We start from the raw sequence: 13,146 nt of genomic DNA on the forward strand, positions 1-13,146 counted from the left end.
GCGTGTCCTCGGTGTCCGCATCGAATCCACCCCCGACGAACTAGCCGCCAGCACCGTCAACACCACCAATTCAACAGCACCTGCCGAACCGAACAGTTCCGCACGAATGACGAACACGGAGTCGCCTGAGCACACATCCGCATTAGACTCCGCCTCGTCATCCGAGTCGGCCCTCCCGACCGCCGACTCCCAACCCCTCACCGCTGACTTCACGCCATCCCGCTTCGCCCACCTCGCCACCGCCATGGGACTGCGACCGCTCCGCACACCCGCGCCGCCCAAAGGTTCCGACCCTGTCTGGATTCCTATTCAGGAAGATGAGTTCCCCGAGATCACTCGCAACATCCACGGCGACAACGAAGTCGGTACCTACGAACAGCGATACAAGCTCCGCCGCATTAAGTTGGATAGTCACTTCCGTCAGAACCCAAACCCCACCCCGCGCGAGATCGCCCACGCCATCACCGAAATCGAAAATGTGGAGAAAATCCAAGCCGAAGAACACGCGCAGGCCATGCGCCTAATGGAAACGGCGCGGCAGTAGCCGCGCCCTGGGGAAAAGCAAGAACTACCGCTCGAGTGACTTGGCGAGTTCGAACAGTTGCGGATCGATCGACTTTGTCTTGCCGACAATGTCCTTGAGCGGAGTGGTAGTGACCTTGCTCTGGTTGATGCCGACGACCACGCCGCTTTCCCCACGAGCGAGAGCATCCACTGCTCCGGCTCCGAGGCGTGTGGCAAGGAGGCGGTCGAAGGCGGTCGGCTGTCCGCCGCGCTGGACGTGTCCAAGGATGGTGGCGCGCAATTCGAAGCCAATTTCCGCGGAGTGCTTCTTGAAGTACGTGACCAGGGCTTCGGCGTCGTAGGTGGCTCCTTCGGCGACTACGGCCACGGCGTGCTGCTTGCCCCGTTTGTAGGCGTCGCCGAGGACGCGCGCAACGTCAGGAGGAGCGATTTCTATTTCCGGCACCACGACGAGTTCAGCGCCTCCCGCGATACCGGCCATGAGCGCAAGGTACCCGCAGTTGCGACCCATGACTTCGACGAGGAACCCGCGACGGTGTGAGGACGCGGTGACCTTCAGGCGATCGATGGCCTCAAGCGCGATATTGAGCGCAGTGTCGACGCCGATCGTAAGCTCGGATCCGAGTAGGTCGTTGTCGATGGTCGAGGCGACGCCAACAACCGGAAATCCCATCTCGGAGAGAGCGTTGGCCCCGGTCTGCGATCCGTTGCCGCCGATCACCACTAGACCGTCGATGCCCCATTGCGCGAGGTGAGCGAGGGCTTTCTTCCGGGTGTCAATCTCGTGAAAATCGAGACAGCGGGCGCTGCCGAGCACGGTACCGCCGCGCTGAATGATGCCGCCCACGTCGCGGGCCCGCAACTGCGCGTAATCGCCGGCAACCAGTCCACTGTATCCGCCGCGAACGCCGACCACTTCCCAACCCTTGTCGATACCGGTGCGGACCACGGCGCGGATCGCCGCGTTCATCCCTGGCGCATCGCCACCGCTCGTCAATACCGCAATTCGTTTCATTGCGCTCCTTCAACTTCTCTCAGTAGTGCTACGACTGAAATGAGTAACGTCAGTTTGTGAATCGTTTCCTGCTTAATTCCAATCACACTGGTATCCCGGAATTCTGGAATATACGCCCACACAATCAGAAAACGATTCCGGTATGAAGACAGAGTGCAAAAGCAGGATATCAATGCTGCAACAAATCGCGCCAGAGCGGGTTTGTGTAGATAAGAGAGTTTCCGCCAAGGTGGCCGAAACTGGAGGAAAAAATATGAGCCTGATCCATAAGTACTATTGCGAAATCTGCGGCGCCGAAAAGCGCGACGTGAACAATTGGTCAATGGCCGAGGTCACGTCAAACGGCGTACTGCTCTCGCACTGGCGCGAGGACCAGGCCAAGGCACCGAGCGTGCGCCACTTCTGTGGCGAAGCGCACGCGCAGGTTTTCGTGTCGCGCTATCTCTCGGCCCCGCAGTCGTTCGCTTCGCGCCACGTGCTCGACACGACTGACAAGGACCTTACGGCCGTACAGTCGCACCTCGTAAAACGAGTGTTACAGCAGCCTTCGGAAATGAGTTCCGAAGCAGAAGAAATTTTCGATGTGTTGGCCGCCGCCGAAGCCGCACTAAAGGGCCGCATCACGGTGGATCTGATTAACAGCGACCACTTCGACGCGTAACAGAGTTCCAGGCAAACAAAAAAGCAGCCGTCCGAAAACGGCTGCTTTTCTATTTATAACGCAACTACTTCTTGCGAGGTGTGCGTTTGGCTGGAGCTTTCTTCGCCGGAGTTTTCGAAGCACCTGAAGAAGCTGCGCCTTTCTGCACCACGAGCGCTCCGTCTTCCATCGTCACCATGAACGGATTCGGCGTGTAGGAAGTCGGCTTGCCCTGGAAAGCGAGCTGCTGGCCCGGCTTAGGAATGCGCGCGGTTGGAATCTCGCCAGCCATCGTCAAGGTGATGTCGGCTTTCGGTGGATTGGCGTTGATGTCGTCGTACGTGCCGGCAATCATCAACTGGGTCGCGGTGGCACTAACGACGTTGCCAACCATGGCGAGCGGCTTACCTTGGATCTGGCTCCAGACCGTTTCAGCGGCCTGCTGATTGCCGGACGTCAAAACGAACTGGATTTCGTCGAACGACATCTGCGCGACAGGCTTCTGCTGAACCATGATGGCAGCCTGCTCCGCCGGTGTCGGTGCGGGTTTAATCGTCCAGCCCTCGGCCGGAGTCGGGCTGGCAGCGGCTGCGGCGAGAACGTCCGTCCAGCCATCTTCGCCACCGTGGTACTTGATGTACTTGCGGCGGCCAAACTCGCTGATCTGAGCCTTGTACTGCGGCGTGGGAGCAAGATTGGCAGCGCGCGCCGTGTACCAGATTCCCTGGAGCCAAACCGGCTGGGGTGCGTTCAGGTATGAGAGCGCCAGTGGATAGATCAGGCTAAAGTCCGTCGGCGTTGTATTGACAGCGTCCTGAAGCGACTTTTGGGCAACCGGAAATTCATTGCCCTGTAGAGCAGCAATTCCGACCGATCCGTTGAAAATGCCTGCGAGACTGTCCTTCAACTTGGCGAAATCGAGATCAGCCATTCCTTCCGGTTTCGGCATGTTGGGCAGAGCAGCCAGACCTTTCTCGCCGAATTGGCGGGCCTGGGCAAGATTATTCTGCGGGTCCTGACCAGCCTGCGCCTGTAAGCGATGCAGGTAGCTGAGCAGAGCCATGGCGGTGACGTTGTTCGGGTTGGCCTGAAGGACACGGTTGGCCGTCTCCATGGTCTTGGGCACGTTCTGGAGCTGCTGGTAGGTACGCATGAGCAATTCCAGGGCGTCTTCCTTCATCACGCTGTTGGGGTACTTGGCGACGAAGGCGTCCAAAGCCTGAGCCTTGGCATTGGGATCCGTGGCTTGAATAGCACCCATGTAGGCGTTGTATTCAGCAGGGTCCTTGATTTCTTTTTTCTGTGCCGGCGCGCCCTGCTGTCCTCCTTGCGGCGCCGCAGGCTGTTGAGCGGTCTGGGCCGTCGCGGCCACCGCAAACATGAGCACTAGCGTTACGAGCGACTTCTTCATTCCTTTTGGCTCCTTAGCACATTGCGAAGTGACGTCGAATCTATTTTCAGTGCTGCGCCAACCCGACTCCGCGTGCGAACCCACCCACACGCTTCGGCCCGGAACGGCTTGTTCTTCCGCCGCCGTGCCCTACGTCATGACAGAAATGACCGGGAAAGGTGCGGACGCAGATTATAAAAATGTAAGTTCCCTGAATGCAAGCGTTTGGGGACACGAGCACTGATGGCGCAAAATGGTTTCCATATCTGATGCGAAAGAACGGTTTGAGTGTTGCCGAAACCGCCGGACTTGAACGCGTCATCTTAGGATACAGGAGAACGCAAGTGGAGGACTCTAAGCGAGACTGGAAGCAGAAAGTGGCTGTCGTGACCGGCGGAAACAGAGGCATAGGCGCGGCAATCGCACGGAAGCTGGCCGAACTGGAGATCTCGGTGGTGATCTGCGGACGCGACCAGACCCAGCTTGACTCGGTGGCCTCCGAGATCACGGCCAACGGCGGACGGTGCAAGGCTGTGGCGTGCGACCTCTCGAAACTGACGGCAGTGGAGAACTTAGCCGAGTTCGTGAAAACGACTTTTGGCCATGTTGACATTCTGGTTAATAACGCGGGAGTAAGAGGGTTCGGCGGGCCACTTCATTTGCTGCCGCCCGATGACTGGGACAAAGTCATCAACACCAACCTACGCGGTGTGTACTACACCATCCGCGCCTTCGCTCCCTCCATGATCGAGCACAAATCGGGCGACATCATTAATATCTCCTCCATCGCAAGCAAGAACGCACTGCCCAATGGAGCGGTGTACGCCGCATCCAAGTGGGGCCTGAACGGGCTCACTTACTCTGTTGCGGAAGAACTCCGCCAGTACAACATCAGAGTGACTGTTGTCTGTCCCGGGTCGGTGGACACCGATTTGAGCCCACATACCGGGAAAGATAAGAGTCGAATGTTGAAACCCGACGATGTAGCACATGTTGTGGCAATGCTGGTAACCCAGGCGCCTCAGTCATTTGCCAGCGAAGTGGTACTGCGGCCTACACAGAAGCCATGAGGTGCGGATCGGTTGGGAATGCGAATCGCCGGGACTGACACAGCATCCTATACAACTATGCCGATAACTCGTTGGTTCGACCAAATCCGTGCTCTGCGCCTTCCGGAACACCGGGTGGCATGGTCTCTCGCAATCGCGGCCGACGCGCTTCAGATCGGCCTTTTTCCCCTGTTCGCGGCGGGCGGACTTTCGCCCCTGAATGCGGCGCTTGACGCACTGATGGCAGCCCTGTTGACGAGAACACTGGGGTGGCACTGGGCATTCCTTCCGTCGTTCGCCAGCGAGATGCTGCCGGGCTTCGACCTTTTCCCCACCTGGACCGCAGCCGTTTGGTTTGTCACACGCGGCGAGCAGAATTCCAAGGGCCCGGAGATTCTTCCGGCGCAGCCGATCAGAACGCGGTAGTTTGAACAGAGTAGAAGAGGCGTCCCAAACTGGGACGCCTTTTTGCTCTGCGCATCGGTACGTGAACCAACGGTACTGCCTCCGGCGGCCCTACGGGCCTACAATTTCCAATCATGCATACCGCGTTACTGGCTCTCGTTCTGTCATTCTGCTGCACCGCGCAGGCACAACTGCAAGACATCCTCCAGCAAGCCACCGAAGGCATGCAGCGCAACCGAAGCGGCAGCCTGAGCGACCAGAAGATTGCTTCAGGACTGAGCGAGGCGCTGAGGGTCAGCACCGGAAAAGCTGTGGCCGCCACGGGGCGTCCCGACGGCTTCCTAAAGAACGAGGCAATCAAGATCCTGCTGCCGGAAAAACTTCGTCCGGTGGCTAAAGGGTTAAGAATGCTAGGCAGAGGAGCCCAGGTGGACGAACTGGAAATTGGCATGAACCGCGCGGCCGAGCAGGCGACGCCCCTGGCAAAACAGATATTCCTGAACGCCATCAAGCGCATGACCTTCAGCGACGCCCGGCAGATTTTCACGGGTGGCAATACCGCTGCCACTGATTACTTCAAGCGCCAGAGTACGGACGAGCTCACCGAAGCCTTCGCGCCAATCGTGAAAGAACAAATGGAGCGCGTGGGAGTGATCCAGCAGTACAACCGTATGCTGAAGAGCACGCCGGGTGGCACGGCGCTCACGGGAAACTTCGACATCAATAAATATGTTGTCGGAAAGACTCTGGACGGCCTGTTCTATATGCTTGGGGAAGAAGAAAAGAAGATTCGGACCAACCCAGCGGCGAGAACAACGGCCATCCTGCGAGAAGTTTTCGGGCGTAAATAGCGTCGCACCTGGTCCACCTTCGCGGGTAATAGCGGCCATGAGCTAGCTGCAACCTGACGCCTAGCATTCTGCAGTCCGTTCCCTTTATATTCACCGCATGCAGCCGACGATCCTAGTCACGGGCGGAGCTGGGTTTATTGGCTCGAACTTCGTCCTTCAGTGGCTTGATAAGGAAGCGCACAAGGTAGTCAACCTTGATCTGCTCACTTATGCGGGAAACCGGGACAATCTCGCCGGCGCTCTAGAGAGCCAACGTCACGAGTTCGTTCTCGGCGACATCTGCGATTCTGCACTTCTGGATACGCTCTTGAAACGTCATCGGCCGCGAGCGGTAGTACATCTAGCGGCTGAGAGTCATGTCGATCGATCCATTCACGCACCGGAAACTTTCGTCCAAACGAACATCATTGGAACATTTCGACTACTTCAAGCTTGTCTTGAGTATTGGCGTGAACTGCCGCCGGACGAGAGAATGTCGTTTCGTTTCCTTCATGGATCGACAGACGAAGTCTACGGTTCGCTGAACCCTGAAGATCCACCTGTGACGGAGTCAACAGCGTACGCACCGAACAGTCCATATGCGGCTTCAAAAGCATCGTCAGACCACCTGGTGCGGTCCTTCCATCAGACGTACGGTCTTCCGACAGTGATCGTGAACGTTTCCAATAATTACGGGCCTCGACAGTTTCCAGAGAAGCTAATTCCACTCCTTATCGTGAATGCGGTCGCGGGAAAGCCAATGCCGATCTATGGCGACGGACTCCAAACGCGGGAGTGGCTGTACGTGAAAGATTGCTGCGAGGCCCTTCGCGCGGTGTTGGCGGCGGGATCTCCGGGTGAAAGTTACAACGTAAGCGGGGGCACCGAGGTTCCGAACATTCGTATCGCACACGACATCGCAAAGATCCTTCAGGAACGCAGGCCAAGTCAAACCGGATATTACGAGTCTCTGATCACGTATGTGGCAGATCGTCCAGGACACGACCGTAGGTACGCAATCGACTCCTCCAAAATAAAGCTCGAAACTGGATGGCTACCGACGAAGAACATCGATACTGGGCTGCGGGAGACCGTGGAGTGGTACCTGACAAACCCAGAGTGGGTGCAGAATGTCACCACCGGCAAGTACTGTACATGGGTCCCCGAAAGCAAAGCTCACATGTGAGCGATGGCAAAATCATTACGGCTTGCTTTCCGAGCGGATCTCGTAATATCGCAACGACCGCATAAACACTTCTTTGTCTACCGGCTGTCGAGAGTCGTCCAGCATCGGTGATATGCCCGGTGTGTCGCCGAGTTCCGAGGTCTTCCATGGAACGATCACCAGCGATTTTGGTGCGTCCTGGTTACCCAGAATCGACATGCCGAGCGCCTTCCCTCCGGGAACTGAGACCAACTTGCTATCTTCTCCTGATTTCTGCTGCTCGCTGCCTTGTAGCGCAGTCTGTTGGGCTTCCGCGGGGGGCTGTGCCTTCGCGGTCTGGACTGCTTCCGTCGCGTCCTGTGTTTTGCCGGCGGCCTGGACCTTGCTCTTGTCCTGGGCTACAGCCATGCTGCTCGCCAGCAGTAGCAGAACTAACGAGTATCGGATCATCGCTTCTCCCCTTTTTGTGCGCGATTGCGAAGGTCAGCAATCCATTTGGCGACGTCAGTGTCGCCCGGGACCAGCCGGCTGTACGCCTCGTAGTGCTCCATAGCGCAGGAGTAGTCGCCGAGATAGAGATCGCACAGAATCGCCAGGTTCTTGTGCGCATAGTGATAATCGGCAAACTGCGTCAGGGCCGATTCGTAACTCGCGCGCGCCTTAGCAAATTCTCCCTTTCGCCGCTGCACCATACCGAGCTCGTTATAAGCGGCGGGATGTTGTGGATTCGATTCCAGCGCTTTACGCAAGCTGGCTTCCGCCTTATCCAGTTCCCCGGTACGCGCATACGCAATGCCGAGGTTAATCTGGGCAGCCGTTAACTTGGGAGCCTGTTCCGTGACCTTGAGCATGAGAGGGATGCCCTGCTCGTACTGCGCCTGCTCCAGCATGTGCTCTGCCCGGTCGTACTCCGCGCGTAGTTCTTCGGTGACGGGTACGTGTTGCGTGAACATGACACCGCCTGCATCTCGCTGTACATCGAGCGTGGCGGGCGACTCTACCAGTGGCTTTGGCATTGGCGCTACCGCCATCGGTCGTCGCGCAGAAGCAGCGCAGCCCAAGGCGATAGACAGAGCCAGGCACAACAATCCGCAGTAAAGCGCTTTTAAGGCGCGAGAGTTATTGCGGAGTTCCATGGTTCACCATTCCTTTTTCTACGGCCTGCGGCGCCGCGGGGCCTGTCTGGTCCGGCGAACCAGGCGTTGTGTCGGCGGTACCTGCTGCGGGAGCCGAAACCGGCGATAAGGGTGATCGATAAGCATAAGTATCGATGGCAGCCAGGAAACCCGTACTCATCTCGGGCTTTGCGTAGCGTCCCGGCATAAGTTCGGTCAGCCTGCCGAGACTCTTTTGCGTCCACTCATTGAAGACGCCGGCTCGCAGCATCTCCATATTCTTTTCATGCACACCGATGGCTTTTTCCTCGAACGGAAACGCTTCCTCATCAAGGGCTTGCTCGAAGTCTTTCAACTCGTCCGGCTTCAAATCGGTTGGCCGTTCCGATTGCAGGAGCGAGCGGCTGAAATCGGAGTAGGTCTCAGCTATGTAGAAAGTAGCTGCCGCCGTAACATCCGCGATCTCGTATTTGACGAGATGTCCCATCGTGTCGATGGTGGCTTCCATCCGCTGTTGCTTCTCTTTCAGGCTGACCTCAAACGGTTGCCGCAGCTTAACAACCACGAAGTCCTGATAAACCATTTCTGCCAAGACCAACGCCGACCGAGCTGCAAGTGTCCGCGTACGACCGGTTCTGTCCGAACCAGCCTCGGCGTCGATGCGTACGATTTCCTTCAGCTCCTGGTGATAACGAGCATCGTCATTCGCCGATTTGTACATCTCCGCAATTTTTGAGCGCGTTTCGAGAGCCGTGTCGATCGGCCGCGGAAACTCGGTTACGTAACGGGTGTACACATCCAATGCGCGATCACGGACATTGGATTTCTCGTAGAGGTCTCCTGCGAGCAGCAGAGCTTCGCTGCGGACAACGGGATCCGTCGACTTCGAAGCGATGCCGTCGTATTCCGCAGCAGCGTTCGCCAATTGGCCGCTCTCGCGATACGCATTCGCAATTTGCTTGTCGGCCTCCGGACGCAACTTGTGATCAGGAAAGCTATCGCGGAAGGCTTTGAGCACGTCGACTGCCGCAGTCCAGTCTTGAAGTCTGATCAAAGCGGCGCCCGCATCGTATTCGGCTGCCGCTCGAATCGTGGAAGTAGGCGCGGCCGAGCGAATCCTCAGAAAATGACCAGCCGCCGCACGGTAATCCTGTGCCTGGTTGGCAAGCTCACCCTGCTTGTAAATGGATGCTGCAAGGTTATCGACGAATGCGGCACGCGACTTGTCACTTTCTGTCGTGGCTGCCAGCACCTGCGAGTAAGCCCGCTCGGCCTGAGCATATTCGGCGAGTTCAAACGAGCCGTGCGCAACAACAATCCACGCTGAGCGCCGAAGGTCGGCAGCAGCACCCGGATAACGATCGATGAGGCGCTGAGCAGCCTCGATCGCGGGGCGGTAATCCTTCATCTCGTACATGTCATCCGCAGCTGCTCCCAGTACGTCTGCGGCGTGCGCGTGCTCAGGAAACGTATCGGCGAACTTGAGCGAGCTAGCAATGGTGCTGCGCTTCACCGATTCCTGCTGCTCCGCGCCTGCAACCTTCAACTGCTCACGGTAAGCATAAACAGCGGCATACCCGGCATCAGCCGATCGGGGATGCGCCGGATAGCCGTAAGCCGTGCGTTCGTACTGCGTTGCTGCTTCGCCAAAATCATTGTTTTCGAGTAAAAGATCAGCGAACTGATAGTTAATCGCTGGCGAATCGGGATCCTTCGGAAAAGAATCAAGATAGTCGCCGTACCACCGGCGGGCTTCCTGGTAATTTGCCAGTTTCTCGCCCGAATCCTGCGCAGCCTGATACTCGGCGTGATAGTGCATGGCGAGATCCCTCAGGTTCGACTTGAGATATGCCAGAACCTGCGGAGAGTCTTCGGGCTTGAAATGCTGCCAGTATTCGGCTTTCAGGCCGTACTTGGAAGCGAACTCGCGCTTCGACTCCAGCACGAGTTTGGGGAATCCGCCTTTTGTGAAAGTATCGATAACGCGCATGCTGAAGTGCGGTGACGCGCGATGAAACGGATAAAGCGAAACAAAGGCCTGGTATGTCTTTGCCGCATCCTGATAGCGCAATTCGCCGAGGTAATGCTCGCCAAGGTTGCTGTAGACGCGATCTTCGTATGAACGCTTCCCTGCTGCCGAATAGTATTTGCGTACGGCGTCGGGGCCGCCCAGGTTGCTGAAACTCAGACTGATGACGCGGAACGTATCGGCAACGCGGCGCTCGTCTTCTTCCTCGTGTCGTTGGTCGAAGTCGTAACCGACAGATACCTTGTAGTCGAGCAAGGCCATGTATTTGTCGAGTGCTTCGTCGTAGAGGTCCTGCTTGTAAAACGTCCAGCCCAGTTTGTAGACCGCCAGTTCGTAATACGACGACGCAGCTTTCATGCTCACAACTGCCGAATATGCATTCTCTGCGTCGCGATAACGACGGCGCGTGAAGAAGTACTCGCCTCGTCTGAACTGCACTTCGTCGTAGTGCTCGGAACTTGGATTCTCGCGAATCAGACGCTCCATCGTCTCGATGGCTTCTTCAGTCCGGCCGAGTTCATCGTAGGCACGCGCTTTTTGATAAAGAACCTTGTCTCTGTGCTCGTAGTTCGGATATTCGGTCAGCAATCGATCATAGAGAGCAATTGCCTCGAGTGGTCCCTTGGGATCCGTGCCCGCCCGCAGCGCATCTGCCGAGGCGGACTCGGCGTTGTTGCCCGCTGGAATCGTGCCTTCGGCGGTTGTGCGACGCTCGAAGTCCTGAGCGGATTCACGCGGGGCGGTATCGGCTGTGTTCGGATTGGGAGCACTAGCCTGCGTCGCCGGAATCGCCTCGGCGCGTTCCGGGGCAGCCATCTCTTTGGGCTTTGTATCGCCACCGCGTATACCGAACTGTTTCTCGATTTGCAGATCCGCGAGACGACGCATGGCCTCGGGGGTCATCGGGGTCTTCGGTGTCTCGTCTACAAATTGGCGGTAGTGCTGCAAGGCCTGATCCAGGCCGTGCTCCACCTTCACCTCTTGAATGTCCGGACGCACATCGTGCAGCTCTGCCAGCGTGCCGGGCGTCTTCTTCGCGCGTGCGGCACACCCAATCGTGAAGGCCAAAGCCAGCACCATCGGAATTGTGGGCTTATGCATTAGCGCCCTCCCGCATCGGACTGAGCACGCGCTGCGCGGTCGTAGCTGGCAGCCACGCCGTATCGAGCTTCCGTCTGCTGTGCTACAAGGCGCTTCCGTCTCGCTTCGAGCTGGTTAATAGCGACGACCTCGATCATATGTCCCTGCCGCGCCATCAATAAATCGACCCGCTGTAATGAGTCGTTCACGCGGTTCCGAAGCTGTCCAATTTGCGTGTCGTATCCGACATAGCTCTGCGTTGCAGCCTGTCTCGTCCTTACAAAACTTTCGTATTGTCGATCGAGAGCTTTCATTTGTGCATTCAATTCGTCCAGGTGCTCATAAGCTGCAGTTAGCCGGTCGTTGTACTCGGTTTCCAGCCGCCATGTCAGCAAGCCACGGAGACGGGCCGCGCGTTCGCGAAGAACGGTCGCTTCCGGAGTGTCAGAGTCGCCGATCTGCTTCTCGATCAGCGCAATGCTATCGCCGTCGCTGCGCTCATCCGCGGTGGCGAGGTAATCCGGGCGGGGTGATGTCAGAATTGTCTGCAGCCTCTCACTCAAATGCTTACGCTGGGCTCGACGAAGCCGGATCCTGGAGTCCAATTCCTGGAACTTCGCATCGACTTCCGGTAGCAGCGGCTTGTAGTTCTCTCCGCGTAGCCCGATGAGATCGACGAATGCTTCCAGGCTTGTCTGCCAACCCGTGAGCTTCGACCGCAATTCTTCAAGATCGAGATAGTTGTGCAAAGCCGTCTGGAAGTCATGAGAGGCCATGAGTTCCATCAGGTAGTAGGTTTCCGGTGCATCCGGCAGGGTGCGCAGCTTGATCACCCAGTTCTCGTCCTGTCGCGTCTCTTCGCGGATGAGGGCCTTTAGAAATCGTCCTTCTCTTATGCTGCCGATGGACGCATCAACTCTCTTGATCTGGCCGCTATACGATTCGAGCGCACTGCCGTAGGTAAGTGCGGCGCGGCCGTACAAGTTCAGGTCCGCGTACGCGTGCGGAACCGTAAGCATCGCTTCCTGGACCGCAACGTCGGTCGGTTCGCGACTCGCCAGAAGGTTCCACGGAACGAGTGCTCGATCATGATGCTGAGCCGTGGTCTCGGCCCACCCTGCCCGCAAAAGCGCTTGGTTGGAAAATGGCCCGTCGAGTCGGACCCGATCCAGTGACTGTTTTGCACCGTCGAAGTTGCCCGATTCGAACAAGATCGTGCCAAGCACCAAGTTGGCCTTGTCGCGAATGGCGAGAGCGGCCGCGCCAGTAGCTGGCAACTGCCCTGTTCTATCCAGTTGTTCAATCGCTTCTTTTTGCCGGCCATCCTGCAACAGCGCGATACCCAGGTTGTAGCCAACGAAACCGTCAACGCCCTGGCTCGTTTGCAGGCGCTGCAGCACCTTCACTGCTTCGCTCGGCCGCCCCGTTGCCATGTAGATGTTGGCACGCAGAAATTCGATATCGCTCTTGATGTTTTCGGGGATATTGCCGCTGATTCGCTCCAGCGCGTGCTGGGCATCGTCGAGCTGGCCTTTCTGAAAATGAATTCGAGCGAGCCGGAATGCCGCCTCGTTTCGCACCGATTCATCTACTGCGCCCTCTAGAACCGCCTTGATCGCTCGCCCCGCCCGGTGGTGCATGCGGTAGTTGAGTTCAAAGTCGCCAACGTCGAACTCCGCGTCGTTGACGTGGTAATGCAGAGTGTCGAGTTTGGGCTGATCAAGACCGCGATACATGGCCAATTCCGTATCGAGCCGCTGGAGTGCATCGAAGTACTGTCCCTGATAGGCGTGATAAAGCGCCTCCCCGAAATAGAGATCCTTCAGGTCGCCCGCAGTGGCTGGGCAAACCGCAATTCCCAAGGCCAGGCAGAGGCCGATGATCCAGTGTGTCTTTCGCATGG

Annotated in this window: 12 protein-coding genes; 6 read left to right on the top strand and 6 right to left on the bottom strand. The window is 57.5% G+C overall.

Annotation, left to right across the window (positions count from 1 at the left end):
- Positions 1-544 (top strand): hypothetical protein (locus VN577_08770; GenBank protein HWR14908.1); only part of this gene is annotated, 544 nt, incomplete at its 5' end.
- Positions 545-568: 24 nt separating this feature from the next.
- Here the strand turns inward: VN577_08770 and VN577_08775 are convergent.
- Positions 569-1,540, bottom strand: a complete 972-nt coding sequence (locus VN577_08775; protein ID HWR14909.1) for an ATP-dependent 6-phosphofructokinase — start codon at positions 1,538-1,540, stop codon at positions 569-571.
- A gap of 253 nt (positions 1,541-1,793) precedes the next feature.
- Here VN577_08775 and VN577_08780 point away from each other — a divergent pair, with 253 nt between their 5' ends.
- Positions 1,794-2,201, top strand: a complete 408-nt coding sequence (locus VN577_08780; protein ID HWR14910.1) for a hypothetical protein — start codon at positions 1,794-1,796, stop codon at positions 2,199-2,201.
- Positions 2,202-2,265: 64 nt separating this feature from the next.
- Here VN577_08780 and VN577_08785 read toward each other — a convergent pair whose 3' ends face one another.
- Positions 2,266-3,591 carry a hypothetical protein gene (locus tag VN577_08785; protein HWR14911.1) on the bottom strand — a complete coding sequence of 442 codons (1,326 nt, stop codon included), beginning with the start codon at positions 3,589-3,591 and terminating at the stop codon, positions 2,266-2,268.
- A gap of 323 nt (positions 3,592-3,914) precedes the next feature.
- Here VN577_08785 and VN577_08790 point away from each other — a divergent pair, with 323 nt between their 5' ends.
- From VN577_08790 to rfbB, 4 genes are all read left to right on the top strand, one after another.
- Positions 3,915-4,640, top strand: a complete 726-nt coding sequence (locus tag VN577_08790; protein ID HWR14912.1) for an SDR family oxidoreductase — start codon at positions 3,915-3,917, stop codon at positions 4,638-4,640.
- Between the two features lie 57 nt (positions 4,641-4,697).
- Positions 4,698-5,045, top strand: coding sequence for a hypothetical protein (locus tag VN577_08795; protein HWR14913.1), 348 nt, complete (start codon positions 4,698-4,700; stop codon positions 5,043-5,045).
- Between the two features lie 113 nt (positions 5,046-5,158).
- Positions 5,159-5,875, top strand: a complete 717-nt coding sequence (locus VN577_08800) for a DUF4197 domain-containing protein (protein ID HWR14914.1) — start codon at positions 5,159-5,161, stop codon at positions 5,873-5,875.
- Between the two features lie 97 nt (positions 5,876-5,972).
- Positions 5,973-7,040 (top strand): dTDP-glucose 4,6-dehydratase, encoded by a 1,068-nt coding sequence (rfbB, locus tag VN577_08805; GenBank protein HWR14915.1) that lies wholly within the window; start codon positions 5,973-5,975, stop codon positions 7,038-7,040.
- Positions 7,041-7,055: 15 nt separating this feature from the next.
- Here rfbB and VN577_08810 read toward each other — a convergent pair whose 3' ends face one another.
- From VN577_08810 to VN577_08825, 4 genes are read right to left on the bottom strand one after another with little or no spacing between them, the layout of a single operon-like run.
- Positions 7,056-7,469, bottom strand: a complete 414-nt coding sequence (locus VN577_08810) for a hypothetical protein (protein ID HWR14916.1) — start codon at positions 7,467-7,469, stop codon at positions 7,056-7,058.
- Complete coding sequence (locus VN577_08815) at positions 7,466-8,155, bottom strand: tetratricopeptide repeat protein (GenBank protein HWR14917.1); 690 nt, start codon at positions 8,153-8,155, stop codon at positions 7,466-7,468. Before VN577_08815 ends, VN577_08810 begins: the two co-directional genes overlap by 4 nt.
- Positions 8,139-11,264, bottom strand: coding sequence for a tetratricopeptide repeat protein (locus tag VN577_08820; protein HWR14918.1), 3,126 nt, complete (start codon positions 11,262-11,264; stop codon positions 8,139-8,141). The genes VN577_08815 and VN577_08820 overlap by 17 nt, the downstream gene beginning before the upstream one ends.
- Entirely contained in the window at positions 11,264-13,144 is a 1,881-nt protein-coding gene (locus VN577_08825; protein ID HWR14919.1) for a tetratricopeptide repeat protein, read from the bottom strand. The genes VN577_08820 and VN577_08825 overlap by 1 nt, the downstream gene beginning before the upstream one ends.
- Between the last annotated feature and the right edge of the window lie 2 nt (positions 13,145-13,146).

Source organism: Terriglobales bacterium (assembly GCA_035561515.1).
GTDB lineage: Bacteria > Acidobacteriota > Terriglobia > Terriglobales > Acidobacteriaceae > DATMXP01.

What these genes read in the sequence shown, in the direction of transcription:
- VN577_08775 (HWR14909.1), bottom strand. Translation starts at nt 1,540, where the DNA reads ATGAAACGAATTGCGGTATTGACGAGCGGTGGCGATGCGCCAGGGATG.
- VN577_08780 (HWR14910.1), top strand. Translation starts at nt 1,794, where the DNA reads ATGAGCCTGATCCATAAGTACTATTGCGAAATCTGCGGCGCCGAAAAG.
- VN577_08785 (HWR14911.1), bottom strand. Translation starts at nt 3,591, where the DNA reads ATGAAGAAGTCGCTCGTAACGCTAGTGCTCATGTTTGCGGTGGCCGCG.
- VN577_08795 (HWR14913.1), top strand. Translation starts at nt 4,698, where the DNA reads ATGCCGATAACTCGTTGGTTCGACCAAATCCGTGCTCTGCGCCTTCCG.
- VN577_08800 (HWR14914.1), top strand. Translation starts at nt 5,159, where the DNA reads ATGCATACCGCGTTACTGGCTCTCGTTCTGTCATTCTGCTGCACCGCG.
- rfbB (HWR14915.1), top strand. Translation starts at nt 5,973, where the DNA reads ATGCAGCCGACGATCCTAGTCACGGGCGGAGCTGGGTTTATTGGCTCG.
- VN577_08810 (HWR14916.1), bottom strand. Translation starts at nt 7,469, where the DNA reads ATGATCCGATACTCGTTAGTTCTGCTACTGCTGGCGAGCAGCATGGCT.
- VN577_08815 (HWR14917.1), bottom strand. Translation starts at nt 8,155, where the DNA reads ATGGAACTCCGCAATAACTCTCGCGCCTTAAAAGCGCTTTACTGCGGA.
- VN577_08820 (HWR14918.1), bottom strand. Translation starts at nt 11,264, where the DNA reads ATGCATAAGCCCACAATTCCGATGGTGCTGGCTTTGGCCTTCACGATT.
- VN577_08825 (HWR14919.1), bottom strand. Translation starts at nt 13,144, where the DNA reads ATGCGAAAGACACACTGGATCATCGGCCTCTGCCTGGCCTTGGGAATT.